The 26,982-nt window shown below is 29.6% G+C and carries 28 protein-coding genes and 1 riboswitch; of the genes, 15 read left to right on the top strand and 13 right to left on the bottom strand.

Translation table 11 applies throughout. The features are described from left to right. The first annotated feature begins 10 nt into the window (after positions 1-10). From H3N56_RS01595 to H3N56_RS01650, 12 genes are all read left to right on the top strand, one after another. Complete coding sequence (locus tag H3N56_RS01595) at positions 11-1,147, top strand: OmpP1/FadL family transporter (protein ID WP_185879593.1); 1,137 nt, start codon at positions 11-13, stop codon at positions 1,145-1,147. 179 nt (positions 1,148-1,326) lie between these two features. Further along, positions 1,327-2,040 carry a DUF5058 family protein gene (locus tag H3N56_RS01600; protein ID WP_185879594.1) on the top strand — a complete coding sequence of 238 codons (714 nt, stop codon included), beginning with the start codon at positions 1,327-1,329 and terminating at the stop codon, positions 2,038-2,040. 12 nt (positions 2,041-2,052) lie between these two features. After that, on the top strand, positions 2,053-2,718 hold the full coding sequence (locus tag H3N56_RS01605; RefSeq protein ID WP_185879595.1) for a hypothetical protein: 666 nt from the start codon (positions 2,053-2,055) through the stop codon (positions 2,716-2,718). A gap of 17 nt (positions 2,719-2,735) precedes the next feature. Further along, positions 2,736-3,857: a M20/M25/M40 family metallo-hydrolase gene (locus tag H3N56_RS01610; protein WP_185879596.1), complete on the top strand. Its 1,122-nt coding sequence runs from the start codon at positions 2,736-2,738 to the stop codon at positions 3,855-3,857. Positions 3,858-3,978: 121 nt separating this feature from the next. Further along, complete coding sequence (locus H3N56_RS01615) at positions 3,979-4,632, top strand: dihydroxyacetone kinase subunit L (protein WP_185879597.1); 654 nt, start codon at positions 3,979-3,981, stop codon at positions 4,630-4,632. After that, positions 4,610-5,608 (top strand): dihydroxyacetone kinase subunit DhaK, encoded by a 999-nt coding sequence (locus tag H3N56_RS01620; protein WP_185879598.1) that lies wholly within the window; start codon positions 4,610-4,612, stop codon positions 5,606-5,608. The genes H3N56_RS01615 and H3N56_RS01620 overlap by 23 nt, the downstream gene beginning before the upstream one ends. An 18-nt stretch (positions 5,609-5,626) precedes the next feature. Continuing rightward, a complete protein-coding gene (locus H3N56_RS01625) occupies positions 5,627-5,947 on the top strand; it encodes a hypothetical protein (protein WP_185879599.1) in 321 nt (106 codons plus the stop codon). Between the two features lie 119 nt (positions 5,948-6,066). Continuing rightward, positions 6,067-7,086 (top strand): hypothetical protein, encoded by a 1,020-nt coding sequence (locus H3N56_RS01630; protein ID WP_185879600.1) that lies wholly within the window; start codon positions 6,067-6,069, stop codon positions 7,084-7,086. A 46-nt stretch (positions 7,087-7,132) separates the two neighbouring features. After that, positions 7,133-7,231: riboswitch (purine riboswitch) on the top strand. Positions 7,232-7,365: 134 nt separating this feature from the next. Next, positions 7,366-8,706: a uracil-xanthine permease family protein gene (locus H3N56_RS01635; RefSeq protein ID WP_185879601.1), complete on the top strand. Its 1,341-nt coding sequence runs from the start codon at positions 7,366-7,368 to the stop codon at positions 8,704-8,706. 35 nt (positions 8,707-8,741) lie between these two features. Further along, positions 8,742-9,527 carry a xanthine dehydrogenase family protein subunit M gene (locus tag H3N56_RS01640; RefSeq protein ID WP_185879602.1) on the top strand — a complete coding sequence of 262 codons (786 nt, stop codon included), beginning with the start codon at positions 8,742-8,744 and terminating at the stop codon, positions 9,525-9,527. 1 nt (position 9,528) lies between these two features. Further along, the gene (locus H3N56_RS01645) at positions 9,529-9,999 is read left to right on the top strand and encodes a (2Fe-2S)-binding protein (RefSeq protein ID WP_185879603.1); all 471 of its coding nucleotides are present in this window, start codon (positions 9,529-9,531) and stop codon (positions 9,997-9,999) included. Next, a complete protein-coding gene (locus tag H3N56_RS01650) occupies positions 9,983-12,199 on the top strand; it encodes a xanthine dehydrogenase family protein molybdopterin-binding subunit (RefSeq protein WP_185879604.1) in 2,217 nt (738 codons plus the stop codon). The genes H3N56_RS01645 and H3N56_RS01650 overlap by 17 nt, the downstream gene beginning before the upstream one ends. A 46-nt stretch (positions 12,200-12,245) precedes the next feature. Here the strand turns inward: H3N56_RS01650 and H3N56_RS01655 are convergent, their stop codons facing one another. The 11 genes from H3N56_RS01655 to H3N56_RS01700 all read right to left on the bottom strand — a co-directional run bounded on the left by H3N56_RS01655 (position 12,246) and on the right by H3N56_RS01700 (position 22,529). Continuing rightward, the gene (locus H3N56_RS01655; RefSeq protein ID WP_185879605.1) at positions 12,246-13,535 is read right to left on the bottom strand and encodes a helix-turn-helix domain-containing protein; all 1,290 of its coding nucleotides are present in this window, start codon (positions 13,533-13,535) and stop codon (positions 12,246-12,248) included. A gap of 25 nt (positions 13,536-13,560) precedes the next feature. Continuing rightward, a complete protein-coding gene (locus H3N56_RS01660) occupies positions 13,561-14,718 on the bottom strand; it encodes a MalY/PatB family protein (protein ID WP_185879606.1) in 1,158 nt (385 codons plus the stop codon). Positions 14,719-14,739: 21 nt separating this feature from the next. Next, positions 14,740-16,281, bottom strand: coding sequence for a maltose/glucose-specific PTS transporter subunit IIBC (gene malX, locus H3N56_RS01665; RefSeq protein ID WP_185879607.1), 1,542 nt, complete (start codon positions 16,279-16,281; stop codon positions 14,740-14,742). A gap of 209 nt (positions 16,282-16,490) precedes the next feature. Next, positions 16,491-17,276, bottom strand: a complete 786-nt coding sequence (locus H3N56_RS01670) for an HAD-IIA family hydrolase (RefSeq protein WP_185879608.1) — start codon at positions 17,274-17,276, stop codon at positions 16,491-16,493. Beyond that, positions 17,263-17,796, bottom strand: a complete 534-nt coding sequence (locus tag H3N56_RS01675; RefSeq protein WP_185879609.1) for an MgtC/SapB family protein — start codon at positions 17,794-17,796, stop codon at positions 17,263-17,265. The genes H3N56_RS01670 and H3N56_RS01675 overlap by 14 nt, the downstream gene beginning before the upstream one ends. A 20-nt stretch (positions 17,797-17,816) precedes the next feature. After that, complete coding sequence (gene glpQ, locus H3N56_RS01680; protein ID WP_185879610.1) at positions 17,817-18,884, bottom strand: glycerophosphodiester phosphodiesterase; 1,068 nt, start codon at positions 18,882-18,884, stop codon at positions 17,817-17,819. A 16-nt stretch (positions 18,885-18,900) separates the two neighbouring features. Continuing rightward, a complete protein-coding gene (locus H3N56_RS01685) occupies positions 18,901-20,187 on the bottom strand; it encodes a TRAP transporter large permease (RefSeq protein WP_185879636.1) in 1,287 nt (428 codons plus the stop codon). Further along, the gene (locus tag H3N56_RS01690) at positions 20,187-20,726 is read right to left on the bottom strand and encodes a TRAP transporter small permease (RefSeq protein ID WP_185879611.1); all 540 of its coding nucleotides are present in this window, start codon (positions 20,724-20,726) and stop codon (positions 20,187-20,189) included. The genes H3N56_RS01685 and H3N56_RS01690 overlap by 1 nt, the downstream gene beginning before the upstream one ends. Before the next feature lie 22 nt (positions 20,727-20,748). Next, entirely contained in the window at positions 20,749-21,774 is a 1,026-nt protein-coding gene (locus H3N56_RS01695) for a C4-dicarboxylate TRAP transporter substrate-binding protein (RefSeq protein ID WP_185879612.1), read from the bottom strand. 220 nt (positions 21,775-21,994) lie between these two features. Then, a complete protein-coding gene (locus H3N56_RS13270) occupies positions 21,995-22,129 on the bottom strand; it encodes a hypothetical protein (protein WP_255492122.1) in 135 nt (44 codons plus the stop codon). 55 nt (positions 22,130-22,184) lie between these two features. Continuing rightward, entirely contained in the window at positions 22,185-22,529 is a 345-nt protein-coding gene (locus tag H3N56_RS01700; protein ID WP_185879613.1) for a hypothetical protein, read from the bottom strand. Positions 22,530-22,688: 159 nt separating this feature from the next. Here H3N56_RS01700 and dhaK point away from each other — a divergent pair, with 159 nt between their 5' ends. The 3 genes from dhaK to dhaM are packed head-to-tail and all read left to right on the top strand — an operon-like array spanning position 22,689 to position 24,716. After that, on the top strand, positions 22,689-23,684 hold the full coding sequence (gene dhaK / locus H3N56_RS01705; protein ID WP_185879614.1) for a dihydroxyacetone kinase subunit DhaK: 996 nt from the start codon (positions 22,689-22,691) through the stop codon (positions 23,682-23,684). 10 nt (positions 23,685-23,694) lie between these two features. After that, entirely contained in the window at positions 23,695-24,309 is a 615-nt protein-coding gene (gene dhaL, locus H3N56_RS01710) for a dihydroxyacetone kinase subunit DhaL (protein WP_185879615.1), read from the top strand. Positions 24,310-24,320: 11 nt separating this feature from the next. Next, the gene (gene dhaM, locus H3N56_RS01715) at positions 24,321-24,716 is read left to right on the top strand and encodes a dihydroxyacetone kinase phosphoryl donor subunit DhaM (protein WP_185879616.1); all 396 of its coding nucleotides are present in this window, start codon (positions 24,321-24,323) and stop codon (positions 24,714-24,716) included. A 34-nt stretch (positions 24,717-24,750) separates the two neighbouring features. Here dhaM and H3N56_RS01720 read toward each other — a convergent pair whose 3' ends face one another. Together H3N56_RS01720 and H3N56_RS01725 are read right to left on the bottom strand one after the other, a co-directional pair. Then, positions 24,751-26,451 (bottom strand): ABC transporter ATP-binding protein, encoded by a 1,701-nt coding sequence (locus H3N56_RS01720; RefSeq protein WP_185879617.1) that lies wholly within the window; start codon positions 26,449-26,451, stop codon positions 24,751-24,753. Continuing rightward, the coding region (locus H3N56_RS01725; RefSeq protein WP_185879618.1) for an ABC transporter substrate-binding protein at positions 26,441-26,982 on the bottom strand (542 nt) is incomplete at its 5' end. The genes H3N56_RS01720 and H3N56_RS01725, both read right to left, overlap by 11 nt.

Raw genomic sequence — 26,982 nt, forward strand, 5'->3', positions numbered from 1 at the left:
GAGAAAAATAATGAAAAAGATTCTATTATTTTTTATGTTTTCAAAGCTAATTTTTGCCTTAGGTGGAATTGAAATTGGAACATCACCCTCTACTAGTTCTATTTCAAATCCAGCACAAACAGCAAATATAACATCTGAAGCACCGTTTTATAATCCCAGCGCCACAATGTTTTTAGAAAATGGAGACTATCTCTATTTAGGTGCTTGTGGCATATTCCCGGAATATGAAACTAATATTAACGGTTCAACTTTTTTAAAAACAACAACTTTTCAACCAGTTCCAAGCTTTGCATATACTCATAAAACCACTAACTACTCTTTTTATTTTGCTTCTGGTACTCTTGGACAGGGAGGATTTCTCAAATACAATGTTTCGTATGATGCTATAAATAATTTTAATCTAACTGTTTTATATCCAGGAATAGTTCTGGGTGGTGCCTTTAAATTAAATGATAAAATTTCAGTTTCTCTTGGCGGAAGAATTATATATTCTAGACTTCAAGCAGAAGGTAAAATTCTTGATAGAGATTCTTTTAAATCCTATATAGAAACTGTGGGTGTAGCTCCTGAGATTTCTTTTTTCTATACACCAACTAAAGATATTAATTTAGGATTAAAATATTTAGCAAAAACTAAGTTAGATTACAATGGAAAAGTTAAACAAGGAGTTGAAAATATTGTAACAACAGTATTTGGAAAATATTCTGTAGATCATCGGAAAGATTTTCCAGCAGTCTTATCCTTAGGAGGACTTTATCATTTTAATAATCGCCAAAGATTATCTTTAGGATATAATTGGATTTTTGAAAGTGATAAAACTATAGACAATGAACTTTATCACAAATACAAAGATACCCATGAATACTCTATAGGGTTTGAACAAGAGTTATCTTCAAAATTCACAGGAATATTGGGATATGGTTATACTGATAGAGGTACAAATGGACATACAACAGGAGATATGACTCAACTAAGTAGCCAACAATTTGGAATAGGAGTAAAATATAACTACTCTAATTCAACCATTATTTCTGTTGTTGGAGGAATGAATCTATATAAAACTGATCATGGTAAAATTCTTAATAGTGATGTTGAAACTAAGAGAAAAGAAACAATTTTAGGAATTGGTTTAGAAATGAAATTATAGAAACAGAGCATTTCAAGAGCATCTTTTAATTAAAAGATGCTCTTTATTTTTAAATTTGTGATTCATATGAATACAAAATGGATTTTTTACAAAAAAATATTGACATTACAAGGCATATGAAGTATAAATTTAAGTACGAATAATTAAGGGCGTATTTAGGACGCTTAAGAGGGGGAATCATGGGTAAATTAGGTCATATGCAGTATGCTACACATTATCTGATGTGGTCAGTAGCTATTTTTGGAGTGGCATTAGTTTTAATACAATCAGGACTTATCATAAAAAAGTCCCTTGTAACTGGAAAAAAATTAGGAATAACAGATGAGGCTATGAAAAAGGGAATAAAGACTAGTGCTTTAGCAAGTGTTGGTCCTGCTATGGGAGTTGTTGGAAGTTTACTAGCACTTATAGTTACTATGGGATCAGCTGTTTCTTTTGTAAGATTAAGTTTGATTGGTGGATCAAATTACGAAGCTATGGCTGCCAACTTTGGAGCAAAAGCTATGGGACAAGAATTAAGTATGAATATGTTCCCAGTTGTATTTACAAATGCTCTTTGGACAATGGCTCTTGGGTTATTAGGTTGTTTAATCTTTGTATTTTTCTTTGCACATAAAATGGATAAAGTAAATGGGCTTTTAACAAACGGAAGAAAAGCTCTACTTCCAGCAATTGGTTTAGGAGCTATGCTTGGTTCTTTTGCATTTTTCAACGTTGGAAATTTAATGCAGTATAATAAAAATCCAAATATAACAGTGTCGGCTATAACAGGAGCTATTTTAATGTTTATCTCAATGGAAGTAGGAACTAAAAAGAATATAGGATGGTTAAAAGAATGGAGTTTAACTATATCTATGTTTGGTGGAGCTTTTGTTGGAACATTTTTAATATAAACGGGGGATATTATGAATATTTATGATAAGTATATAGATGAAGTTACAAAAATTGGAAGAGTTACTATTTTAATAGGTGTTTTAGCTTCATTAGCTCCAGCACTTTTAATGACATTTTATTTTGGATTCAATCCTGGATTAGCAGCTATAGCTGCAGGAGCAATATCGCAAATTTCAGTTTCAGGAGCATTTTGGTTTAGTGAACCTATCAGTTATTATCCAATAGTTGGAAGAGCTGGACTTTATATGGGATTCTTATCTGGAAATCTTGTGAACATGAGAATACCAGCAGCAATTTCGGCTCAAGAGGCGTCTGGTCATTTAGCGGGAACAGATGAAGGGTCAATTATGGGAACAATCGGTATTGGAGTATCTATATGGGTAGGAGCATTCTTTTTAATCCTTTCAATTATTGCAGGAGAAACTCTACTTTCAGCTTTACCTCCTTCATTTATGAGAATGTTAAATCTTATAATTCCAGCATTATTCGGAGGAGTATTTACACAATTTGCTATAAAATCACCAAAAGCTGCCGTATTCTCACTAGTAGTTTCATTTATAATGATGAAAGTAGTTGATTTTATACCCGGTAAGCCAGCATTCTTAGTAACATTGGTTGCAGTTTTCTCAACAATTTACTATGCTAAAACACTTATGAACAATAAAATACAGGCTTAATTTGAGGAGATATTTAGATGAATAAAGATAGAATGATTTCTAATTTTATAGAAATGGTAAAAATTCACTCTCCATCATTAGGGGAAAAAGAGTATTCAGATTACTTAATAGAAATTTTAAAAAAATTAGGGCTTGAAATATATTTAGATGAAGGATACAAAGTATACGGAGGAACAGCTCCAACTATATTTGCTAAACTAAAAGGACAAACAACTGGCGAAGGAATAACATTAGCTGCTCATACAGATGTTGTAGAGCCTTCTAAAAATACAAATCCTTTAATAGATGGGGATATAATAAAAACAGATGGAACAACAACTCTAGGCGGAGATGACAAAGCTGGAATAGCTTCTATTATCGAAGTATTAAGAACAATTATTGAAGAAAATATAGAACATGAAGACATCTATTTAATATTGACACCTTGTGAAGAAAACGGAATGTTAGGATCTAAAAATATAAATTGGGATAATGTTCCTAAGCATATGATTCCAGCTAAAGATGTCATAGTGATTGATAATTCAGGAAAAGCGGGACTAATTGCGCACACAGCACCAAGTAGATATAATTTCAAAATTATATTTAAAGGAAGAAAAGCTCATGCTGGAATAGAACCAGAAAAAGGAATAAATGCAATTCAATTGGCTTCAATAGCAATTTCTACTATGAAAATGGGAAGAATAGATGAATTAACTACTTCAAATTTAGGAAGTATAGAATCAATGTTCCCTAGTAATGTTGTAGCAGATCTTTGTGTTGTTACAGGTGAAATAAGAGGCCATTCAATTGATACTATCTTAGAAACATTAGACATCTATGAAAAGTGTTGTTCAGTTGCTACAAATTCTTTTGGTGGAGAATATAGTTTTGAGAAAATTTGTGATTTTCCAACATTAAAGCCTCTGGATGATTTAAAATTTGCTAATAAATTTGCTAAAATTTATGAAGACCTAGGAGTTACAACAAAACTTCAAATCATAGGTGGTGGATCTGATAGTAATATCTTTGCAGAAAAAGGATATAACTCAATAATTGTTGGTGTTGGAATGGAAAATGTCCATACAGTTAATGAATCTTTAGATACCAGAGAACTTATTAAAACAACAGAAGCAATAATAAAATATATAAAAAAAATCTAATCAAAATAATAAATTTAAATCCAATTAAATATTTGTGTAAACTTCCAAGTTGGGGTAATATTAAATTATCTGACTTGGAAGTTTTTTTTTGGAAAAAAATTTATTTTTATAAGGAGGAGAGATGGTCATAACAAAAGAGAGATGGATTTCCATTTTTCAAAATATTTCAAAACTTATGATAGAAAATAAAGATATTTTATCAACAATTGACGCTACATTTGGAGATGGTGATCACGGAATTACAATCGAAAGAATAGGAATGGTACTAAAAAATAAAAGCGAGGAGTGGAAGGGAAATAATAAATCTTTAAAAAGTTTTTTCCAAGATATAGGGAATACAATAACAAATATAAATGGTGGTTCTGCAGGTCCTCTTTATGGAACATATTTTAGTGGCTTAGGAGAAGAACTAGATGAGAGTATAATTGAAGTGGATGGAAAAGAATTAAAAAAAATACTAAATTCAGGGTTAACAGAATTACAATATTTGACCACAGCTAAAGTTGGAGATAAAACTATGATGGATACTCTTATTCCAGCAACAGAAGCAGCTTTAAAAGCTAGTGATGACATAATTGATATTGTGACTAAAGCTAAAGACGGAGCATTAAAAGGTGCAGAAAAAAGTAAAGAGTTTATTAGTAAGTTTGGAAGAGCTAAAAGTTACAAGGAACAAACTATAGGAACACCAGATGCTGGAGCAACAAGTTGTACATATATATTTTTAGGTTTATATGAAGGAGGAGTTTTTAATGAAAATGAAAAAATTTATTAATGATCCATCAAAGTTAACATCAGAATTACTAGAAGGTTTAGCTTTAGCAAATAAAGATATACTGGAATTAAAACCTAATAATTTAATTGTTTCAAAATCTTTAAAAGATGCAAATAGAGTTACAGTTGTAACTCTGGGTGGTGCTGGACATGAACCAGCTTTATCAGGATTTGTTGGAGAGGGAATGATTGATATATCGGTTGTTGGAGATATATTTGCGGCTCCTGGACCGCAAGCATGCATAGATGCTATAAAACTGGCAGATAAAGGACATGGGGTACTATTTGTTGTATTAAATCATTCTGGAGATATGCTAACAGCTAATTTAACAATGAAAGAAGTGAGAAAACAGGGATTAAATGTTATAAAAGTTGTAACTCAAGAGGATGTCTCTAATGCTCCTAGAGAAAATAGTGATGATAGAAGAGGCCTTGTTGGTTGTATCCCTACATACAAAATCGCAGCAGGAGCAGCTAAAGCTGGAAAAAGTTTAGAAGAAGTTGCAAATATAACTCAAAGATTTGTCGATAATATGGCAACAATTGCAGTTGCAGCCCGTGAAGCAACTCATCCTCAAACTGGTGCACCTTTTGCTGATCTAGGAGATATCGACATGGAAATTGGTATGGGACAACACGGAGAGGGTGGTGGTGGACGCCAACCTATGAAATCAGCAGATGAAACTGTTGAAATAATGATGGGAGCTCTTCTTAAAGATTTAGATATAAAACCAAAAGAAAAAATAATGGTTATTATAAATGGTTCAGGAGGAACTACATTAATGGAACAGTTAATACTTTTCCGTGGATGTGTAAAATATCTAGAAAAATTAGAAATAGAGGTTGTTGCAAACATGGTTGGAGAAATTCTAACTGTCCAAGAACAAGCTGGATTCCAGATGTTTATAGCTAGAATGGATGATGAGCTATTGAAGTATTGGAACTCTTTTGCAAAGACACCATATTTTTGTAAATAACTGATAAGGAGGAATAAAATGTTTAAAAAATTTGTTCATATAGGAGTTCCTACTGACAAAAAAATGCCCGGAGAAGAGTACTGTGAAGATATGAAGTTATGGATTTCAGACCCGGAGAAAGATGAATTTAAATTTGAATATTTAAGATTTGAAAAAGATTCTTGGATGGCAAAGGAAATTCAAACACAACCTCATATCGCAGTTGAAGTTGATAATATAAATGAGATTTTAGCGACTTGTGACAAGGTTTTATTGGAACCCACAGTATTAAATGAAAACTGTACAATTGCTTTTATCCTTAGGGACGGAGTAGTTTTAGAATTAATGGAAATGAAATAGAAATAATATCGAATCTTAAACAACCGAAGTCCTTTTTTTAGGAAACTGAGGTTGTTTATTTTTTTTGTTGTATATGTTACAATTAAATGAAATTATATTTCTATTAGAAGGAGTATTTTATGAAAATCCCATCTTTTTTAAAAAAAGGAATCTTTTATTTTCTTCTTGTATTTATTACTGGTTGTAGTGCTCTCATGACTTCTATCGGAAATAGCAAAGTAGATGATGCTATTAATATCTATAGCACCCGTGGGCTTACCTCTGACGGAACTTTACAACTTATCTCAGGATTAGAATATTATCCCGAATCTCAAATTGGAATAAATCAATACCGAAAACAATATTTAGAGATAACTCAACTTAAAAATACTATTGTAAAAAAGAAAAATTTTAATCAACAAGATTTAAATGCTTTAAATCTATATCTTCTAACAATCGAAGAATTTAGAAAAATACAGCCAAAAATTCCTACTATAGCAATTGATTATAATGATTTTAATAGATCCAAGTTTGAAATCATAAAAATTTTCGAAAATTTTGTATCAAAAGATGAAAAATTAAATATTAGTCGTAACCAAAAAATAGATAATATTAACTTTTATAAAAAATTAAACAAATATATAAATAGCTATCTCATTAATAATATTATATTAAATTTACAAAATGATGTAACTATCAACCTTTATATCACCTCATCTTTTAGAGGTTTTTCTGGATTAGATTCTCTTGTAACAAACAGTTTAATGCAAGCTTCTGATATGAATCCAAATAGAAACTTAGGAAATTATATTATTTTCAAAGGTTATAATGATTTTATATCTCCTAACTTTAATAACTATTTCATTGATTTTAATTTTTCTAATGTTTATATCAGAGTTATAGAAACTAAAGAAGAGACAAAAGATAATCATAAGATTTTTATAGTAAAGAAACGAATTACTGTTAGTGGCTACTATAAAGTCTATTCTCAAAATACAATTCCTGCTATTAAGTATTTTGAATTTAGTGAAAATTATACTCTTAAAACAGAAACTAATAACTCTACTACATTTTATGATGATGAAAGAGATATAGTTAAAACTATTCTAAAAAATAAATTTTCAAATATTATTCATTACGATTTGAGAAACTTATTCTAAAAAATTATTGAAATGATTTTAAAATTATGATACTATTTATTAACATAAAAAATTATAAATATTTGCTCATATATACCCGGAATATGGTCGGGAGTTTCTACGGTTAACCTTTAAATTAACCACTATGAGTGATTAAAAATGATTTCTATTATTTTGTATAATAGGATTATTTTCTTTCACTTGTAGAAAATGAAGGGAGATAATCCTTTTTGTTTTCTACAAATAACTCTCGATAATATAAGGGTTAGTATGAGCCAAATTTTAGGAGGCTTTAATAACATGATAAAAAACAAATCCCCTTATGATTTAGACGGAATCCCTAGTTTAAAAACTGCAATTCCTCTTGGTCTACAGCATATTTTAGCTATGTTTGTAAGTAATATTACTCCAATTATAATAGTTGCAGGAGTTTTAGGAATCTCTGCTGAACAAAAGACATTACTTATTCAAGCCTCTATGTTTGTGGCTGGATTAAATACACTTGTACAAGCTTATACACTTGGACCTATAGGAGCAAGACTTCCTATTGTTGTTGGAACTAGCTTTGCATTTGTCCCTGTAGCAATTTCTATTGGTGTAAAGTACGGATTTGAGGGTGTTCTTGGAGCTGCTCTAATCGGAGGACTTTTCGAAGGACTTCTAGGACTTATAATTAAAAGAGTTAGAAAATTTTTCCCACCTATTGTTACAGGAATAGTTGTACTATCAATAGGTTTATCTTTACTTCCTGTTGGAATTAAAAGTTTTGCAGGTGGAGTTGGAGCACCAGATTTTGGTTCTCTTGAAAACCTAGCAATAGGAACAGTAGTTCTTGTCACTGTAGTATTTTTCAAACAATTTACTAAGGGTATACTTAGTACTGGTTCAATATTTATTGGTACAATCGTTGGTTTCATTGTAGCTTTACTTATGGGAAAGGTAAACTTAGCACCATTAAATGATGCAGCGTTATTAAGTATCCCAAGACCATTAATGTTTGGATTCTCATTCCATCTAGATGCTATCCTTGCGATGGTACTTATGTTTATAGTATCTGCTGTTGAAACTGTTGGAGATATGTCTGGAGTTACAATGGGAGGAGCTGGAAGAGAAACTACTGATAGAGAATTATCTGGTGGTATTTTAGCGGATGGACTTGGAAGTGCTCTTGCTGCATGTTTCTCAGTACTACCAACTACTTCATTTAGTCAAAATACAGGAATTATTGCAATGACTGGTATTATGAGTAGATTCGTTGTTGGAATTGGAGCTTGCTTCTTAATTCTTGGAGCGTTCATTCCAAAAATTGGAGCCATCTTTACTATAGTTCCTTCAAGTGTTATCGGTGGAAGTTTAGTTATGGTATTTGCAATGATTTCTATAAGTGGAATCAATCTTATAACTAAAGAACCATTAGTTGGAAGAAATACAATTATTTTAGCGGTTTCTCTTGGATTAGGGTATGGATTAGGAAATGTTCCTGATGCTTTGGCAACTTTCCCTGAAGGAGTTAAATTAATATTTGGAGGTTCTGGAATTGTTGTATCTGGAGCTATAGCTGTAATTTTAAATCTTATTCTTCCTAAGGATGAGATAAAAGAAACAAAATCTTTTAAAGAATTAAAAAATCAAGAAGCTTAATAAAAATTAAAATAGATATATCTGGAGGTCTTATTTTGTTACAATTTTCTAATTATCTCTTAGCTGACTCTTTAGACTCAGCTTACAATGAGCTTGTAAAAAATAAAAAAAATATTATTTTGGGTGGTACTTCTTATTTAAGAATGGGAGACACTCAATTTAATACGGCCATAGATCTTAGTAATTTATCTCTTTCCTATATTAATGAGGCAAGAGATTTTTTACATATAGGAGCTATGACATCTTTTCGTGATTTAGAAGTAAATCCAATTCTAAAAAGCCATTTTAGTGGAATCATCTCTAAATGTGTAGAAAATATCCTAGGAGTACAGTTTAGAAATAACGTTACTGTTGGAGCTACTGTATTCTCTAAATATGGATTCTCAGATTTAATTCCGGTTCTTTTAGCTTTAGAAACAACTGTTGTTCTACAAGGTGGAGGAGAGATAGAACTGGAAGATTTCTTAAAAGAAGATACTATCAGAAGAGATATTCTTGTAGAAATAAAAATAAAAAAATCTAATTCTATTGGAAACTTCCAAACTATAAGAAGAACTAAAAGTGATTATGCAGTACTAAATTTAGTGCTAACTAAAAACTCTGAAAATAAATTTAAAATAGCCGTTGGTGCAAGACCAGGAAAAGCTGTTTTAGCTAAAAAAACTATGGATATTTTAAACTCTACTCAAGAGATTTCAGATACATTATTTGAAACTTTAAGCAATGAAATCGTTTTCGAAAGCAATATGAGAGCTTCAGAAGAGTATCGTCGTGCAATTTGCAAAGTAATGCTTAAAAGAGCCCTTCAGGAGGTACTATAATATGATTTTAACTACAACAATAAATGGAAGAAAAAAAGAACTAATAGTTTCTGCTGATGAGTACTTGGTTGATACATTAAGAAAAGCAGGTTATTTAAGCGTTAAAAGAGGATGCGATACTGGATCATGTGGACTTTGTACAGTTGTATTAGATGGAAAACCTATCCTTTCTTGCAGTACTTTATCTATGAGAGCTAATAATAAAAAAATTGAAACAATAGAAGCTTTTCAAGAAGAAGCTAAAAAATTTGCAAATTTTATGGCTACAGAGGGAGCTGAACAGTGTGGATTTTGTTCTCCAGGTTTTACAATGACAGTTCTATCTATGAAAAAGGAATTATCAAATCCAACAGATGAAGAAATTTTACATTATTTAAATGGAACTCTATGTAGATGTAGCGGATATGTATCTCAGCTTAGAGCAATTAGAAATTTCTTGGAGGCAGAAAAAAACAATGAAAATAGTAAATAAATCTATTAAAAAAGTCGATAGTATCGGAGTTATTACTGGAATACCATCATATACTGATGATTTATGTTTAAATAATAATCCACTTATAATAAAAATATTGAGATCTCCCCATGCTTTTGCAAAAATAAAAAGTATAAATACAGATATAGCTAAAAAAGTTCCAGGAGTTGAAGCTATATTCACTCATTTCGATACTCCTAAAACTAGATTTACTCTTGCAGGACAAGGTTATCCTGAGCCGTCTCCATATGACAGAAGAATATTAGACGAATATGTTAGATATGTTGGAGATGCTGTAGCAATAATAGCTGCTGAAGATGAAAAATCTGCCAAAAAAGCCATGAAATTAATAAAAGTTGAATACGAAATATTGGACGCTGTTATAGATTATGAAAAAGCTACAGAATCTAAAACTATAGTGCATCCTGAAGATGTTTTTACAAATTTCGATATTGGATTAGAGAAGGAAAAAAATATAGCTTCAAAATATTTTCAAGAGAAACCTGGAGTAGAAGATGGATTTAAAAATAGTGATGTAGTTATTGAAAGAACTTACTACACTCAACCTCAAATTCATGCTATGATGGAGACTTATCGTTCTTTAAGTTATTTAGATACTAATGGAAGATTAACAGTTATCTCTTCTACTCAAATTCCTTTCCATGTGAGAAGACATTTAGCTAGAGCTCTTGAAATTCCAGCAGGAAAAATTAGAGTTATCAAACCTAGAATAGGTGGAGGATTCGGAGGAAAACAAACAGCAGCTACTGAAATATACTCTGCTTTTGTTACTCTAAAAACAGGAAAACCTTCAAAAATTATATATGATAGAAGGGAAACTCATACTTGTACAACAACTAGACATGCTATGAGAATAACAGTAAAAATTGGATCTGATTTACAGGGTAATATTAAAGCAATCGATATTAATACTCTATCAAATACGGGAGCTTATGGAGAACATGCTCCAACAGTTACACCTCTTGTAGCTTTTAAAACATTCCCTCTGTATGACAAAGTACCTATGAGATTGAATGCAACTATAGTTTATTCAAACACTACAGTTGGTGGAGCTTTTAGAGGGTATGGAGCAACACAGGGGACTTTTGCTGTTGAATCCGCAATAAATGAACTTGCTCATGAGTTAAAGTTAGATTCAACTGAAGTAAGATTGAAAAATCTTGTAGAACCATCTCCAGAAAAATATGTAACAAGTGGTGATATTAAAAAATGTGTTGAAATTGGAAAAGAAAGTTTCAACTGGAAAGAAAAATCAAAAGTCAGAGATATGGGAAATGGAAAAGTTAGAGCAGCAGGAATGGCTGTAACTATGCAGGGTTCAGGTATCGGTGGTATTGATACTGCTGCTGCAACTATAAAGTTTAGTGATAGAGGTGACTTCAACCTTTTCGTTGGTGTTACTGATATGGGACAAGGATGCGACACTATTTTAAGTCAAATGGCAGCTGAAATTCTAGAAGTTCCTTTAGAAAAAATAATAATCCATTCAGCTGACACTGATATTTCACCTTATGATCCTGGAGCTTATGCTTCAAGTGGAACTTACGTAACAGGTAATGCTGTAATAATTGCTGCTGAAAAAATGAAAAATGAAATTTTAAAAGGCACAAGTAAGCTTTTAAATATTCCAGAAGATGAAATTAATTATTCAGATCTTTCTTTAGAGGATTTAGGACAAAGACTTATTTCTTATGAAGGAATGAATCAAATAACTACGACAGGAACTTGGGGTGGACCAAAATCTCCTCCTCCATTTATAGCAGGATTTGCTGAAGTTGAAGTAGATACATTTACTGGTGAAATAGAAGTTTTAGACTTTCTTTCAGTTGTAGATTGTGGAACAAGAATTAATCCAAATCTTGCTCAGGTTCAAGTGGAAGGAGGAACTGTTCAAGGAATTGGCCTTGCTCTTACTGAAGATATTCAATTTAATAAAAATGGAAAACTTATGACAGATACACTTATGCAATATAAGATTCCATCGAGAAAAGATTTTAAAAGTATTAGAGTTGAATTTGTAGATTCTTATGAAGCTTCAGGACCATTTGGTGCAAAGTCAATTGGAGAAATTGTTATAAATTCTCCCGCTCCAGCTATAGCTGATGCAGTTTATAAAGCGTCTGGAGTAAGAGTTAGAAACTTACCAATAACAGCAGAAAAAGTTCTTTTAGGAAAATAAAAAAAAGGAAGGATATTTCAATTAATTTTGAATATCCTTCCTTTTTTTATCTAAAGAATCTATTATATTTTTCTAGTAAAATTTCTTTAATAGTATCTAATGACGGATTTTTAGAATTTTCTTCAATTATTTTTAAAAATTCATTTAAATCTATCTTTTCATCTAAATATTTTTCATCATATCTTTGAATAAGATTAGAAATATATAAGATTTCTTCATCTCTGAATTTTTCACTCAAATATTTATCGGCATTAGCTATCTGTTTTAAATGTGGATATATTTTATTTTTTATTAGATTTAGATTTAAAGTGAAATTATTCTTCATTCTGTAAATTGCTGGAATTAAGTATTCTATTATTTCATCTGCCAATCCATCATATTTTAAAAAGTTGGTATTTAATGTTACAGATAATTTTTTTAAACAATCTTTTGTAAATAACTCTATATTGAGTCTTTCTTCTTGCAGATTTTTTGATTGTGATCCGCTTATAAAATATTCTGTTAGATGTAATAATTCGAAGGTTAGTTTCTCTGATATTAGGTCCTTTAATGAAGATTTTACAATTTCATATTGAGGTAGAGTTATTAAATAATTTTGATTATTTTTTCTCTCAATAAATTTTTTAGAATTTATTCTTTCTAAAGTTACTAAAAGATAAAAAATCATTATTTCTTTAAAACTCTCTTCAAATTTTGATTCTAATGATTTTTCCACAATATCTATAGTATTTATTATCTGTGCTAAATTTGATATTTCTATCCAGTCAAATATTATTCCTGATTTCTTTTTATGATTTATATCAAAAGTTTTCCTCTCTTTTATAAATAAATTGTTTATTTGGAAATGTTCTAAGATTTTCATCATTTTTAAATGTCTCAGTTTTTTTTCATTTCCACAAATCATAAAATAATTATTTTTTAGCTCCAATTTAATTTGATATTTTTCAATATTTTCATTAAGCTGAATAATATCCTTTTTTAATGTTCCTCTAGTTATATCCAGTTTTCTTTCTATCGAACTTAATGTAACTTTATCTTTGAATAAAAAAATCAATAAAATATCTTCTATTCTCTCCTCTTGTTCCATTACATATATATCGTTATAAACATAATTCAAAAAAATGTCCATTTCCTCTTGGCTTAAGGAGATGGACATTTTCATTTTTTCTTTTACTATTTTTTTATTTAGTATTTTTTCTAAATAATGGTTTAAGTTCTCTACAATATATCTCAGGTTTCTTTCACTAATCTCAGTAGCTATAGAAAGCTCTTTCACTGATATTAAATTTTTATTTATTTTTAACAAAACATCGATATCTTTTCTTTTTAAACTCATGTCATCACCTAGAATTATTATAACCTTAATTCATTAGTTTTTCAATAGCTCTCTTTATACCATTTACTCCGACTTTTACTTTTTCCATAGGACATCCAACATTCAATCTTATTTTATGCTTATCTCCATACATCTCACCTGACATTATTGCAACTTTCCCTTCTTCTATAAGGGCCTTTTGAAATTGTTCTTGAGAAATATTTAAATTTTTAAATCCTATCCACATAAGATATGTAGCCTCTGGTATATAAACTTCTAATCCTTTATATCCATCTAGCTCCTTCATAACGTACTCACAGTTCTTATCTATATATTCATTTAAACTATTTACCCAATATTCACATTTATTATAAGCTGTTATTGTAGATAAAACTGAGAATATTGTTGGTGAAGAAACTGAATCTACATTCTTAAGATGATGTAAAAATTTCTCTCTAATTTCATCTTGAGGAATTATTCCATATGATCCTCCAAGAGATGGTATATTAAAAGTTTTTGATGTAGAACTTAAAATTATACTATACTCAGAGTCAATTTTTAAAACAGGGGTATATTTCTTTCTTGTAATATCCATATGAATATCATCCGATATCAAATATACTTTATATTTTTTACAAAGCTTAGTAAGTTTTATAAGTTCATCTTCTGTCCACACTTTTCCCACAGGATTTTCTGGATTACAAAGTAAAAATGCTGAAACTCCATCTTTAAATCCTTCTTCTATTTTTTCAAAATCAGTTACATAATTCCCTTTTGAAATCTCTTTTAACTCAATCTCATAAAGATTATAATTAGATAAAAATTTTGTGAATCCATCATATCTAGGTGTGTGTGTCATAACTTTTCTATCATTGTCCAATAAAATTTCTAAAAGTAAATTTATAGAATAAAGAACTGACGGAGCATATATAACCCAATCTTCTTTAATTATAGTTTCATATCTTTTTTCAAACCAGCTTTGAATAGAACTTTTATACTCAGTATGGTTCCAACGAGAATATCCAAATATACCATGTTGAGTTCTTTCTACAATCTCTTCCAATATTTCAGGAGCAGCTTGAAAATCTGTATCTGATATAGAAAATGGAGTTAAATCTCCATTTCCTTTACCAAATCTGTCCTCTATATAATCCCACTGAGTACAAAAAGTACCTCTTCTATCTATTACTTTATTAAAATCCATTTTTTCCACCTTTTTAAAGTTTTAAATTAATTTTTGCAGTTGTTTTTTTAGAATCTGAACTTTTGTTCCAATTATTACTTGAACATTCGTATCGTTTAATTTAACTACATTAACTGCTCCAGCTGCTTTTACGGCATCTGTATCAACAAGATTCGCATCTTTCACAACAAGTCTTAATCTAGTTATACAATTATCAAGTGTCACTATATTATCTTTTCCACCAAGAGCCTCTAACATAATTTTAGCAGTATATCCTCCGATATCTCCACTGCTAACAGCTTCTCTAGCTAATTCTGAATTATCTCTTCCAGGAGTTAAAATATTATATTTTTCAATATACCATTTAAATACTACATAATAAACAGTGAACCAAAGCATTCCTACTGGAAGTACAAGATACCATTTTGTCCAAGTACCTTGTAAAACTCCAAATATTAAAAAGTCAATTATATTTCCATCTGTATTTCCAATTATAAGTTTTAATATTCCCATTACCATAAATCCAAGTCCAGTCATAATTGAATGGAATACATAAAGAGCAGGTGCAATAAATAAGAATATGAATTCAATAGGTTCTGTTATTCCTCCTACTGCTGCTGCAACTACCGCTGAAATTAAAAGCCCTTTTACTTTAGTTTTATTTTCTGCAAAAGCTGACTTATACATAGCTAGTGCTGCCCCTGTAAGACCAAAAATAAACGTTGGCATCTTTCCTTGAGAAAGAAATCTTGTATACTCTGGAGATACAAATTCAGGCCCTTTAGAAAATTGATGATAGAATATATTTAGTGCTCCTGTTATAGTTTCTCCAGATTCTGTAATTATTTTTCCTCCAGCCTCTGTGAATCTCATCGTAGCAACTAAAATATGATGAAGTCCAAACGGTAATAATAATCTTTCTCCATCTCCAAATAAGAATGGTCCAAAATTTCCAGATTTTTGTATAATTGCTCCAACTTGGTTGATAACAGCTGCAAAGTAAGGCCAAATAAGTGGAACTGCTAAACCAACTATTGACATCAATACAACTGTAGCTATAGCTACAAATCTAGTTCCTCCAAAGAAAGAAAAAGCATCTGGTAATTCAACATATTGAAATTTTTCATGTATTAAGAAAACTAAAATTCCACAGATAAGAGCACCTAAAGCTCCTGTATCTATACTTTGTATTCCCATTATCATCTTTGTATCTGTAACAGCCATTATTCCCTTACTAGAAAGATAGAAATTTGTTCCTAACTGCATAGATATATAACCTAAAAGTCCTGAAAATGCAGCTATTTCTTTATTTTCTCTAGCAAGTCCCAATGGAATAGCTACCGCAAACATTAAAGGTAAAAAATTAAATGCAACCAAACTTATTTTTATCATAAAATTAAATAATAGTTGTAAAAATGAATTCCCTAAGAATGGAAACATTTCAATAGTTTTTCCACCTGTAAATGCTGATCCTATTCCTAAGAATATTCCCATTGCAGCTAATAACGCTACTGGTAATGTGAAAGTTTTTCCCAAATTTTGGAAAAATTCCCAACCGCTTATTTTATTGATTTTATCAGACATTGTTCCTCCCAAGTTTATAATTTTATATCTAAAATTATACTTTTAAAGTTTATTTTGTTCAACTATAATTTCATTTCACTTTTTTCGGAACTATTTTAATACCTTTATATTTATTAAATATTTATTAAATATTTAAAATTAAAAAAGAGGACCCCTAGAATAAATCTAAGATCCCTCTCAAAATAAAAGCAAATATTAGTTCCATATCATTAATATATTTTTATCTCAGCAACACTATCTATGGTATACATTGGTTTATATATACTTTCACTATCTTTTGTTGCTTCTCCTGTTAAAACTAAGATAGTATTACAACCATTTATATTCCCTGAAGCTATATCAGTGTATAGTCTATCTCCCACTATTACCACTTCATCTTTTTCTAAACTTAAATTCTTTAATGCGTAATCTAGCATAATTTTTTTAGGTTTTCCAAAATACTTAGGTGTTTTTTTTATACATAGTTCTATCATATTGCAGATAGCTCTACAATCAGGTAAGAATATCCCTCCCTGAACTGGATATACTAAATCTTCATTCGCTGCTAAATATTCTACATCACCATGTAAAAGTTCACAAGCAATTTCTAATTTTTTATAATTTAATTCAGAATCTAATGTTACAACAACTATATCTATTTCAGAAAATTCAAATTCATCATTTTCATCAACTATATTTATATCCAAATTTTTGCAATAGTTTTTATAATCTTTTGTTCCTACTATAAATATCTTTTTATTTTTACAACTATTCTTTAGATAATCAGCTAATACTACTCCTGCTGTTATCACCTCTTTTAACTCAATATCGATTCCTAATTTTTTAAATTTTTCTATATAACTTTTCGGATTTTTAGATGAGTTATTTGTGTAAAAACCTATCGTTTTTCCCTTTTTTCTTAACTCCTCTATTTTTTCCTTGGCACCAGATATTAAAACATCTCCCAAAAGTAATGTTCCATCTATATCAAATAGATATCCTTTATAATCTTTCATCTATTTTTTGCCCCTCTTTTTCCAAATTATATTTAACTGCTTTTTTATTTTTCACCATTGTTATAACTTTTCTTTCTAATATTTTCATACCTATTAAAGTTAAAACTACTATTAAAAAAGATACTGTGGATAGAAAAATAAAACCATAACCTACTGCTAGCCCAATAGCTGCCGTTATCCATAAAGTAGCCGCTGTTGTTATTCCTGAAACTTTATCATTTGAATAAACTATAGCTCCTCCACCTATAAATCCTACTCCCGTTATAACTTGAGCTGACAGTCTTGTTATATCCAATTTATAACTCTCTATGAGATTAGGCTGAGCTGTTATTAAGTTTATTTGTCTGATTAATAGTTCTTCTTGTAAAAGTGCTATTGTTGTAGAACCTAAACATACCAAAATTAAAGTTACAAATCCTGCTGATTTATTCTTTAATTCTCTTTCTAGTCCTATACACCCCCCCAATATTGAAGAAACTATTAATCTAAATAATATTTCTGTTGACCCCAACCCACTCATATTATAACCTCATTTCAGCTTTATTTATTTTGGTTCTCTAAATATTTAACTCCTAAATCTGGAAAATCTGTAAATACACCTGTTGAGTTAGTTTTATTAAATATAACATCAAACATCTCATCAATATTATTTACATAATCTGGCAAAGCATCTTTTCTAACTGTATATGGATGTAATTCTAAATTATTTTGTCCAATATATTCCACTAACGGAGTTAGTTTTACATTTCCTTTTTTAGATTCTTTCTCATTTATTAACATATACCATGCTGGTCCAATTCCATCTGCATATTTAGATATCTCTTTTGCTCCTTCTGGAGTAAACATCCAGTCATAGTTATAATTTACCCATTCACCTTTTTTATTTTTTTCCATAGTCTCATTCCAATCAGTATAAGCAACCAATTGAACTAGCTTTAAGTTCATTCCCATCTCTGGCATAAGCTCATTTTTAACTCTTTTTAGTTCATTGAAATCAAAAACTTGAAAATATATTGGATCTTCTTTACTTGTATATCCATAACTTTTTAAAATTTTCAAAGTTTCTTTAGCTATATCTTTTCCCTCTTGATGATGTAGCCAAGGTGCTTTTATCTCTGGATATATACCAATTCTTTTTCCCGTAGTTTTTTCTAATCCTTGGATAAATTCTAACTCCTCTTGTAAAGTATGAATCTTAAATGACGATTTCCATAAAGGGAATCTTCCTTCATATACAAGTTTTTCTTCCCCATTTTTTGTAGTAAAATTCTCAGTCATATTCAAACCTTTTATCTCATCTAAAGTAAAATCCATTACATAGTATCTTCCATCTTTTCTAGCTCTATTTGGATACTGTTTAGCCACATCTGATAGTTGATCTAAAAAGTGATCATGAATCACAACTACTTTATTATCCTTAGTCATAACCAAATCTTGTTCTAGATAGTCTGCGCCTTGTCCAAAGGCTAAAGCTTTTGATTCAAGCGTATGTTCAGGTAAATATCCACTAGCTCCTCTATGGGCTATAATAATCTTTTTTTCATCTTTTGAAAAAGTAACTAAAGATAATCCTACCATAGTTAACGCTAATAATGTTTTCGCTTTCATTTAATACCCCCTTAGTTTACATTAATAGATTTGGTATATATAGTGCTATTGTTTCCGAATAAGTTAAAATAGCTAAAACCACTAAAAGAGCTAATATAAAAGGCATAATTTCCTTTATAAATTCATCGAGTTTTACTCCAACTATAGTACATGTAGTAAACATCATTGAACCAAAAGGTGGTGTTATCCCTCCTATCATAATATTAACAATTAATATGACTCCAAATTGTATTGGGTCTATTCCAACCTTTAAAGCTGCTGGTACTAAAAGTGGTGCAAGTATTACTAAAGCTGCGCCTCCTTCTAAAAACATTCCAACAAAAAGTAACAATAAATTTACAATAAACAATAACATGTATCTATTATCTGTAAATCCTACCAATAAATTTGTTATCATTTGTGGTATTCTTTCCAGTGTTAAGTAATATCCAAAAACTTTTGCACCTATTATAAGCAACATAACTGATCCTGTTCCATATACAGTATCTTTTAAAATTATAGGAACATGTTCCCATTTAAGTTTTTTGTATACAAAAACTCCAACTACAAAACAGAATAGAACCGCAACTCCTCCCGCTTCTGTGGGTGTAAAAAGTCCCATACGCATCCCTAAAATAATTCCAAAAGGAATTAATAGTGCCCATATAGAATCTTTTACTTGAAATAAAATCTCTTTTATTGTTGCCCTTTTATCTCTTGTTGATGCATAACCTCTTTTTTTAGAAATTATATTTACAACAAACATAAGAGCTATTGTCATCATAATTCCAGGCGTATAACCTGCCAAAAACATTTTCGCAACTGACACATTAGCTATTAACGAATAAATTATCAAATTTGTTCCTGGAGGTATAACCGGACTTATTGAAGACGATGCTGCTGTTACTGCTGCTGAGAAAGGCTTCGAAAAATTTCTTTTTACCATTTCAGGGACTAATATTTTTGACTGCATTGCTGCGTCAGCATTTGCTGACCCTGAAATTCCACCCATCATGGCACTTAATATAACGTTTACTTGAGCTAATCCACCTATCATATGCCCTGTTAATACTTCTGCCATCTTCATTAAACTTGAACTAATTCCTGAAAAATTCATAACAGATCCAACCATTATAAAAAATGGAACCGCTAAATATGGGAATGATTCAACCGAAGTTACAAATTGCTGAATAACCATATTAACCGACATTATGCTATTTTGAAATATGAAATAATATAACGATGCCCCTATAAGAGCAAAAGCAATTGGAATATTTAGAAAAAATAATACAAATAAAATAATAACTGGTATAAATGGCTCCATTACATCATCACATCCTCTATCTGACACTCAAATTCCTCTTTTTCTTCGATAGCTTCTATCTCTAAATCATTGAAATTAATAATATCATAGATAAAAAAATAAACTGAATAAACTGTCATTAATCCAAATGCCACTGGTAAAGAGCTATTTATATATACATATGATACTTCTAGTGCCGATGTTATCTTATCTGATGAAGCTGTGTAGTTATAACTTAAATAAAACATTGATGCCGATAAAACTAAAAGTAATGTATTTGTTATAACCCTTAAAATTCTTCTTCCCTTAAGAGGTAAAATTTTTGTTAAAACATCCACTCCTATAAGTCCTTTCTTTCTATATCCAGCTGTTGCCCCTAAATATACTGTCCATATAAAACATCCAACTGAAACTTCTTCTATCCAAGAATATTGTATTCCTAAGAAATATCTTAGGAATACATTTACTATTACAAGGATTACAGTTATACTGATGGCTATACTTCCAATCAAAGCTTCAAACTCTACTTCTTTTATTTTTTTTAAGAACTCATTCTCCATGTAAGCCTCCAAACTAGCAAATTTACTTATTTCTGATTTTATTTAACTCAACTATTATTTGGTCATAAATTCCTGGAGTCCATTTTGGGAATTGACTATAAATTTTTTCAATTGCTTTATTGAAAGCTACTGAATCAACCTCATTAAATTTCACTCCCAATTCCTCTAATTTTTTTTGATATTCTTTTTCTAACTTAACAGTTTCACTAGTATTATAAATACCTCCGTTATAAATTTCCTCTTCAATAACTTTTCTTTGATCATCAGTTAATTCATTCCAAACTTTATTTGATATAGTTATCGCAGATACTCCTAAAAGATGATTTGTTAAAGAAACTTGTTTTCTTACTTCATAAATTTTAGTTCCATATATTGTCATTAAAGATCCTTCTAATCCATCTACAACTTTTTGTTGAATTCCACTATATACCTCTGTAAATGGTAATGGAGTTGGATTTGCACCCATAGCCTCTAAAGTTAACATATATAACTGACTGTTAGGAACTCTAATTTTTAATCCCTTTAAATCTTCTGGAGTTTTTATTTCTTTTTCTGTTAACATGCTTCTAAATCCAAATAAATAATCTAACGATAAAACTTTAATACCTTTTTTCTCCGCTTCTGTATTTAAATTTTTTACTAAATCACTCTTAGTCATAGCTAAATATTCATCAAACGTATTGTATAGCATAGGACCAACTACAGCATTATAATCAGGAATATAATCTCCTAGGAAATTTATTCCATCTACTGATATCCAGTTTGCTCCTCCAACAACTTGCTCCATACTATCCTTCCCTATAGGTAGTTGCCCTCCTGTAAATACTTGTATTTCAAGATTGTCTTTTAATCTTTCATTTATTTTATTAGCTACCTCATGTAATGTTTTAGCAGTTTGTTCATCATCAACAAATTTCATACTCATTTTTATTATTTTTTTTTCAGGTGCTTTAGTTTGTCCACCATCTTTTTTTTCTTTGTCCCCTCCACATCCAATTAAAAAAATACTTAGAACTAACATTAAAACTTTTAAAATCCCCTTTTTCATACAATCCCCTCCTAAAATTAATTTTTTTATAAAAAAAAAGAGAGATTCAAAAAAAATATAAAACTTTTTTATTGAATAGCGCTCTCTTTCTTCTCTGCTATTTTATATTATTTTTTAATTTTCAGTACCAAGTATACTTTATTAATTCTAAATGTCAATGTTTATGGGTAAATAAAAAAAAGCTGTTGACAAATTTCTTTTGTCAACAGCTTTTAACCAATTATAAAATATATTCAAAAAATTTATAAGCCATCAGTAGACCAAACAAAGTATATGATCCAACTAAAAAATATATGCATACAACTTTTAATACTTTATCCTCAAAACCTTCATCATTCAATAATAACTTCTCCATAATCAATTCCTCCATTTTACAAATACTTTTTAATCTTATTTATATCTGGAAGTTTCTAATTTCTAAGCACACGTTTTGCATCTCTTTCTAAAATTGAATAGATAAAAGAAATCTTGTAGCTAATATCTATTACAGTTTCATTAAAACTAATTACTTTTATTAACGGAGAAAGGTTAAAACTTAAGTAATTACTGTTATTTTGATTTTGATTTGTTTTTAAAAATGTCTGATTATCTAATGAAGTTATAGAGATATATTCGTTATTTTTTTCTGATTTTGATTCTCTTATTATGGAATTCTCAGTTTGATACATATAACTTTTTTGTTGAAATTCATCTTTAAAATTTCCAAAAATTGCTAATGTGAATATCAAAAGTATGATTGAAAGTTTTCTTTTCATAGTTTCACCCTAATAAAAATTATTATTACTATATATTATAACAAATTCCATTAATTCCTTCAAATTTTTAATATCATTTTTTATTTATATATTGACATTTACTAATTATAAAAGTATATATCAATAATGGGAAAATAAATACTATAGGGAGGATAATCAATGAAAAAACTTATAAACAAGCCTGAAAATATCGTAACAGAGATGATTAATGGAATAGCAAAGGCTCATGGAAATATTGTTAAAAAATTAGATGAACAACCTATTATAGTTAGAAAAGATAAAAAAATTGGAAAAGTATCACTTGTTAGTGGTGGTGGAAGTGGACATGAACCATCTCATGCTGGATTTGTTGGATATGGAATGTTAGATGCTGCTGTGGCTGGAGAAGTTTTTACATCTCCTAGTGCTGATAAAGTCTACGAGGCTATAAAAGCTGTTGATACTGGAGAAGGAGTTCTTCTTATTATAAAAAATTACAGTGGAGATATAATGAATTTTGAAATGGCTCAAGAAATGGCAGCCATGGAAAATATTAAAGTTGATAAATTAATTGTGGCTGATGATATTGCTGTTGAAAACAGTACTTATACAATCGGAAGAAGAGGTATTGCTGGAACAGTATTTGTTCATAAAATAATCGGAGCTGCAAGTGAAAAAGGTTATTCATTAGATGAATTAAAGACATTAGGTAAAAAAGTAACTGATAATTTAAGAACTATGGGTATGGCAATAAAACCATGTATACTTCCAACTACTGGAAAAGAATCCTTTACACTAGGAGAGGATGAAGTAGAAATTGGACTTGGAATACACGGGGAACCTGGTACTCATAGAGAGAAATTAAAAACTGCCGATGAACATGCCGAGGATTTGCTTAATAAAATTTTAAAAGAAATTCAACTAAAAGAAAATGACGAAGTTGCTGTTTTAGTAAATGGTCTTGGAGAAACTCCTCTTATGGAACTTTGTATTATTAATAATAAAGTAATTGATATATTAAATTCAAAGGGTGTAAAAAGTACAAATGTTTACGTTGGAAATTATATGACATCACTTGATATGGGTGGCTTCTCTATAAGTATCCTAAAACTCGATAATGAGACCAAAGAATTTTTAAATTCAAAATCTAATACAATAGCGTTCAAATCTTTCTAGGAGGATTATAATGAATAAATTAGTGCAGATTATTAATAAAATAGTAGATAAAATAGAAATTAATAAAGACTATTTAACCGATTTAGATAGAGAAATTGGAGATGGAGACCACGGTGTCAATTTATCAAGAGGTGGTAAAAAATTGGAAGAAAACATTTCCAGTTTTGAAAACCTTAAAGAATATGAAGTTTTAAATAAAATAGCCATGCTTTTATTGTCCAATGTAGGCGGTGCTTCTGGAGCACTTTATTCAACGGCCCTTATGAGAGGTGCAAGTTATTTAAAAAATTGCGATACAATTAATGAAAAAACTATAGGAGAAACTTTTTCAGCTATGATTAAAGGTATTGAAGAAAGAGGAAAATCAACCGTAGGTGAGAAAACTATGTTAGATACATTAGTTCCAGCCTCCGAAGCGTTTAATATGGCAGCTGAAAAAGGATGTAATTTAGAAGAATGTTTTCAACAGGCCTATATTGCTGGAAAAAAAGGCATGGAATATACAAAAAATATAAAAGCTACAAAAGGTAGAGCTTCCTATTTAGGAGATCGAAGTATTGGAACTTTAGATCCTGGAGCGGTCTCGTCGTACTTAATATTAGAAACAATAAAAGAAGAGATTTAAAAGGAGAAAAAATGGTCGGAATTGTAGTTGTCTCTCATAGTAAAAAGTTAGCTCACGAAATAATAGAATTATGCAATGAAATGAAAAAATATGACTTCGAAGTTATAAATGGCAGTGGGGTTGAAGGAGATCATTTAGGTTCAGATCCTTTAATCATAAAAAGTGCTATTGAAAAAGCTTATTCTGAAAATGGAGTTTTGATATTTGCAGATTTAGGAAGTTCTATCTTAAATTCAGAAATTGCCATTGAATTTTTAGGCGATAACTATAATAAAGAGAAAGTCGTTATAGCAGATGCTCCGATAGTAGAAGGATTAATCATTGCTGTTGCTATGAATGATGGCAAAAATACTTTATCAGAAATAACTCAAGAATTGCTAGAACTAAAAAGTTTTAAAAAGATATAAAAAACCAAGGATTAATATTCTTGGTTTTTTTTATTTATGTGTTTATTCCAGTGTACATATTATAGAAAAATCTTTTTTTATCTAAAAGCTCTTCAAAATTTCCACTCTCTAAAATTCCATCCTTACCTAGCACAAATATTTTATCAAAATTTTTCAAAGTATTTAATCTATGTGCAATAGCGATTATAATTTTATCTTTAAATTCATTGTTTAAATTATTTATAATTTTTGATTCTAAAATATTATCAAGAGCTGATGTTGCTTCATCTAATAAAATTACATCGGGTGATTTTAAAAATAACCTAGCTAATGCTACTCTTTGCTTTTGTCCAGAACTTAAATTTATTCCATTTTCTCCTAATTTCGTATTCTCTTTTAATTCTAAATCTTGTATTAAATCTTTGATATATGAAAATTCTAATGATTGCTGTAATTTTTCATCACTTACATCTCTATTTATAATTTTAATATTTTCTAATATTGTATCATCTATCAAGTGTTCATTTTGATCTACAATTCCTACTCGAGCCAAATAATCATTACTATTCAAAGTCTGCAAACATTCTCCATTTATAAAAATATTTCCATTGTTCGGAACTAAATTTTTCTTCAATAAAGAAAATAAAGTTGTTTTTCCAACTCCACTTGCACCTACAAAGGCTATTTTTTGACCTTTATACACTTCTAACGATAAATTTTTTAAAATCTGATCCCCCTTATAATAAAAATCTAAATTTTTTATTGATATACTTTCTATAGGTTTACTTAAAATAATACTTCCTGTACTTGGAGACTCCATGCTCGTAATCTCTATAAATCTACTAATTCCAGATGCGCCTCTTTGAAATGTATCAACTAAACTCATCAGTCTAAGTAAATATATTCTAAATCTATTTATTAACAATATAAAACTTACCATAATTCCAAAACTTATCTCTCCTCTTATATGGAGATAACCACCAACAAATATAACCAATAACTGAGTAAATTGATTATAAAAATTTATTCCAGATATAAGAGAAGAAATATTAAATACATTTTTATTTTCAATATCTAAAAGTTTCTTATTATTTTTGTTAAATTTTTTTATTTTTTCATCTTCTAAAGCATTATCTTTTATAAAAAATATTACCCGTAGAGTACTATGTATATTTGATGTAAGAGACGACATTTTTTTCCTTACTTCTCCATATCCTATTTTTAATTTTTTATTTTGATAAATTGTAAAATAGATTGCAAATGGTAATGGTAACATAGTTATTATAGCTAATTTCACATTAAAATTTAACATTAATATAATAGCCCCACTTATTGATAACACTGAAAATAAAAAATCTTCTAGTCCTCTATATAGAAGTGAGGACACATTTTCAAGATCATTTGTAAGTCTAGTTATTATGTCCCCACTTTGTTTTTCTTGAAAAAACTTAGGAGATTGACTCAGAATTTTATTGAATAAATCTCCCCTCATTTTATATTTTATTTTATTTCCCATTAGTTGACCCTTGTAACTAGAAAAAATAGAAAATAAAAATCTAATCACATATACACTTAGTAGTATTGATGTATATTTTAAGAATTTTGGAATATCTTTATTTGGAATTGAATAGTCAATTAAATCTTGAACTAATATTGGCCCATATAAATCTAAGGCAGTAACAATAAAGCTGCTGACCAAAAAATAAGTCAACAGCTCTTTTTCTTTTTTGTAATAATAAAATATTTTATTTAACATCTGAAAGCTCCGCATATAAATCTTCCAAGGCGTCTATAACTCTAGGAGTTGCTCTTAATATTTTATTAGAATCTACTATTAATATGCTTCCATTCTTTGCTGCCTTAGTTTGCTTTACAAATGGATTACTGTTTAATATGTCATCTTTATTACTTATTGCCATTGAACCCACTAACAAATCGGGATTCTGAGCTATCAAATATTCTGGAGACACTATTGGCCTTCCACCAGGCAGTCCTTTTGAAATGTTTTCAATCCCTAATATCTCAAATATTTGACCAGGTAGTGATTCAGAATTAAATACCATCATCGGTGATGTAGAGAAAAGAAAAGCTCCCTTTTTATTCAGTGGTTTTTTAGATATTTTCTCTTTTATGTTTTCAAGTTTAGTTCTATAGATTCTTGAAACTTCTTCAGCCTTTTTAGTTTGTCCTGTCAAAGATCCATAAACTGTTAAATTTTCTAGAATACTGTCTAAGGATTTTCCTTCATTCACTAGAAATTTTATATTTCTACTTTTTAATATCTCTC

It is taken from the genome of Cetobacterium sp. 2A (genome assembly GCF_014250685.1).
GTDB lineage: Bacteria > Fusobacteriota > Fusobacteriia > Fusobacteriales > Fusobacteriaceae > Cetobacterium.

What these genes read in the sequence shown, in the direction of transcription:
- H3N56_RS01595 (WP_185879593.1), top strand. Translation starts at nt 11, where the DNA reads ATGAAAAAGATTCTATTATTTTTTATGTTTTCAAAGCTAATTTTTGCC.
- H3N56_RS01600 (WP_185879594.1), top strand. Translation starts at nt 1,327, where the DNA reads ATGGGTAAATTAGGTCATATGCAGTATGCTACACATTATCTGATGTGG.
- H3N56_RS01605 (WP_185879595.1), top strand. Translation starts at nt 2,053, where the DNA reads ATGAATATTTATGATAAGTATATAGATGAAGTTACAAAAATTGGAAGA.
- H3N56_RS01610 (WP_185879596.1), top strand. Translation starts at nt 2,736, where the DNA reads ATGAATAAAGATAGAATGATTTCTAATTTTATAGAAATGGTAAAAATT.
- H3N56_RS01615 (WP_185879597.1), top strand. Translation starts at nt 3,979, where the DNA reads ATGGTCATAACAAAAGAGAGATGGATTTCCATTTTTCAAAATATTTCA.
- H3N56_RS01620 (WP_185879598.1), top strand. Translation starts at nt 4,610, where the DNA reads ATGAAAATGAAAAAATTTATTAATGATCCATCAAAGTTAACATCAGAA.
- H3N56_RS01625 (WP_185879599.1), top strand. Translation starts at nt 5,627, where the DNA reads ATGTTTAAAAAATTTGTTCATATAGGAGTTCCTACTGACAAAAAAATG.
- H3N56_RS01630 (WP_185879600.1), top strand. Translation starts at nt 6,067, where the DNA reads ATGAAAATCCCATCTTTTTTAAAAAAAGGAATCTTTTATTTTCTTCTT.
- H3N56_RS01635 (WP_185879601.1), top strand. Translation starts at nt 7,366, where the DNA reads ATGATAAAAAACAAATCCCCTTATGATTTAGACGGAATCCCTAGTTTA.
- H3N56_RS01645 (WP_185879603.1), top strand. Translation starts at nt 9,529, where the DNA reads ATGATTTTAACTACAACAATAAATGGAAGAAAAAAAGAACTAATAGTT.
- H3N56_RS01650 (WP_185879604.1), top strand. Translation starts at nt 9,983, where the DNA reads ATGAAAATAGTAAATAAATCTATTAAAAAAGTCGATAGTATCGGAGTT.
- H3N56_RS01655 (WP_185879605.1), bottom strand. Translation starts at nt 13,535, where the DNA reads ATGAGTTTAAAAAGAAAAGATATCGATGTTTTGTTAAAAATAAATAAA.
- H3N56_RS01660 (WP_185879606.1), bottom strand. Translation starts at nt 14,718, where the DNA reads ATGGATTTTAATAAAGTAATAGATAGAAGAGGTACTTTTTGTACTCAG.
- malX (WP_185879607.1), bottom strand. Translation starts at nt 16,281, where the DNA reads ATGTCTGATAAAATCAATAAAATAAGCGGTTGGGAATTTTTCCAAAAT.
- H3N56_RS01670 (WP_185879608.1), bottom strand. Translation starts at nt 17,276, where the DNA reads ATGAAAGATTATAAAGGATATCTATTTGATATAGATGGAACATTACTT.
- H3N56_RS01675 (WP_185879609.1), bottom strand. Translation starts at nt 17,796, where the DNA reads ATGAGTGGGTTGGGGTCAACAGAAATATTATTTAGATTAATAGTTTCT.
- glpQ (WP_185879610.1), bottom strand. Translation starts at nt 18,884, where the DNA reads ATGAAAGCGAAAACATTATTAGCGTTAACTATGGTAGGATTATCTTTA.
- H3N56_RS01685 (WP_185879636.1), bottom strand. Translation starts at nt 20,187, where the DNA reads ATGGAGCCATTTATACCAGTTATTATTTTATTTGTATTATTTTTTCTA.
- H3N56_RS01690 (WP_185879611.1), bottom strand. Translation starts at nt 20,726, where the DNA reads ATGGAGAATGAGTTCTTAAAAAAAATAAAAGAAGTAGAGTTTGAAGCT.
- H3N56_RS01695 (WP_185879612.1), bottom strand. Translation starts at nt 21,774, where the DNA reads ATGAAAAAGGGGATTTTAAAAGTTTTAATGTTAGTTCTAAGTATTTTT.
- H3N56_RS13270 (WP_255492122.1), bottom strand. Translation starts at nt 22,129, where the DNA reads ATGGAGAAGTTATTATTGAATGATGAAGGTTTTGAGGATAAAGTATTA.
- H3N56_RS01700 (WP_185879613.1), bottom strand. Translation starts at nt 22,529, where the DNA reads ATGAAAAGAAAACTTTCAATCATACTTTTGATATTCACATTAGCAATT.
- dhaK (WP_185879614.1), top strand. Translation starts at nt 22,689, where the DNA reads ATGAAAAAACTTATAAACAAGCCTGAAAATATCGTAACAGAGATGATT.
- dhaL (WP_185879615.1), top strand. Translation starts at nt 23,695, where the DNA reads ATGAATAAATTAGTGCAGATTATTAATAAAATAGTAGATAAAATAGAA.
- dhaM (WP_185879616.1), top strand. Translation starts at nt 24,321, where the DNA reads ATGGTCGGAATTGTAGTTGTCTCTCATAGTAAAAAGTTAGCTCACGAA.
- H3N56_RS01720 (WP_185879617.1), bottom strand. Translation starts at nt 26,451, where the DNA reads ATGTTAAATAAAATATTTTATTATTACAAAAAAGAAAAAGAGCTGTTG.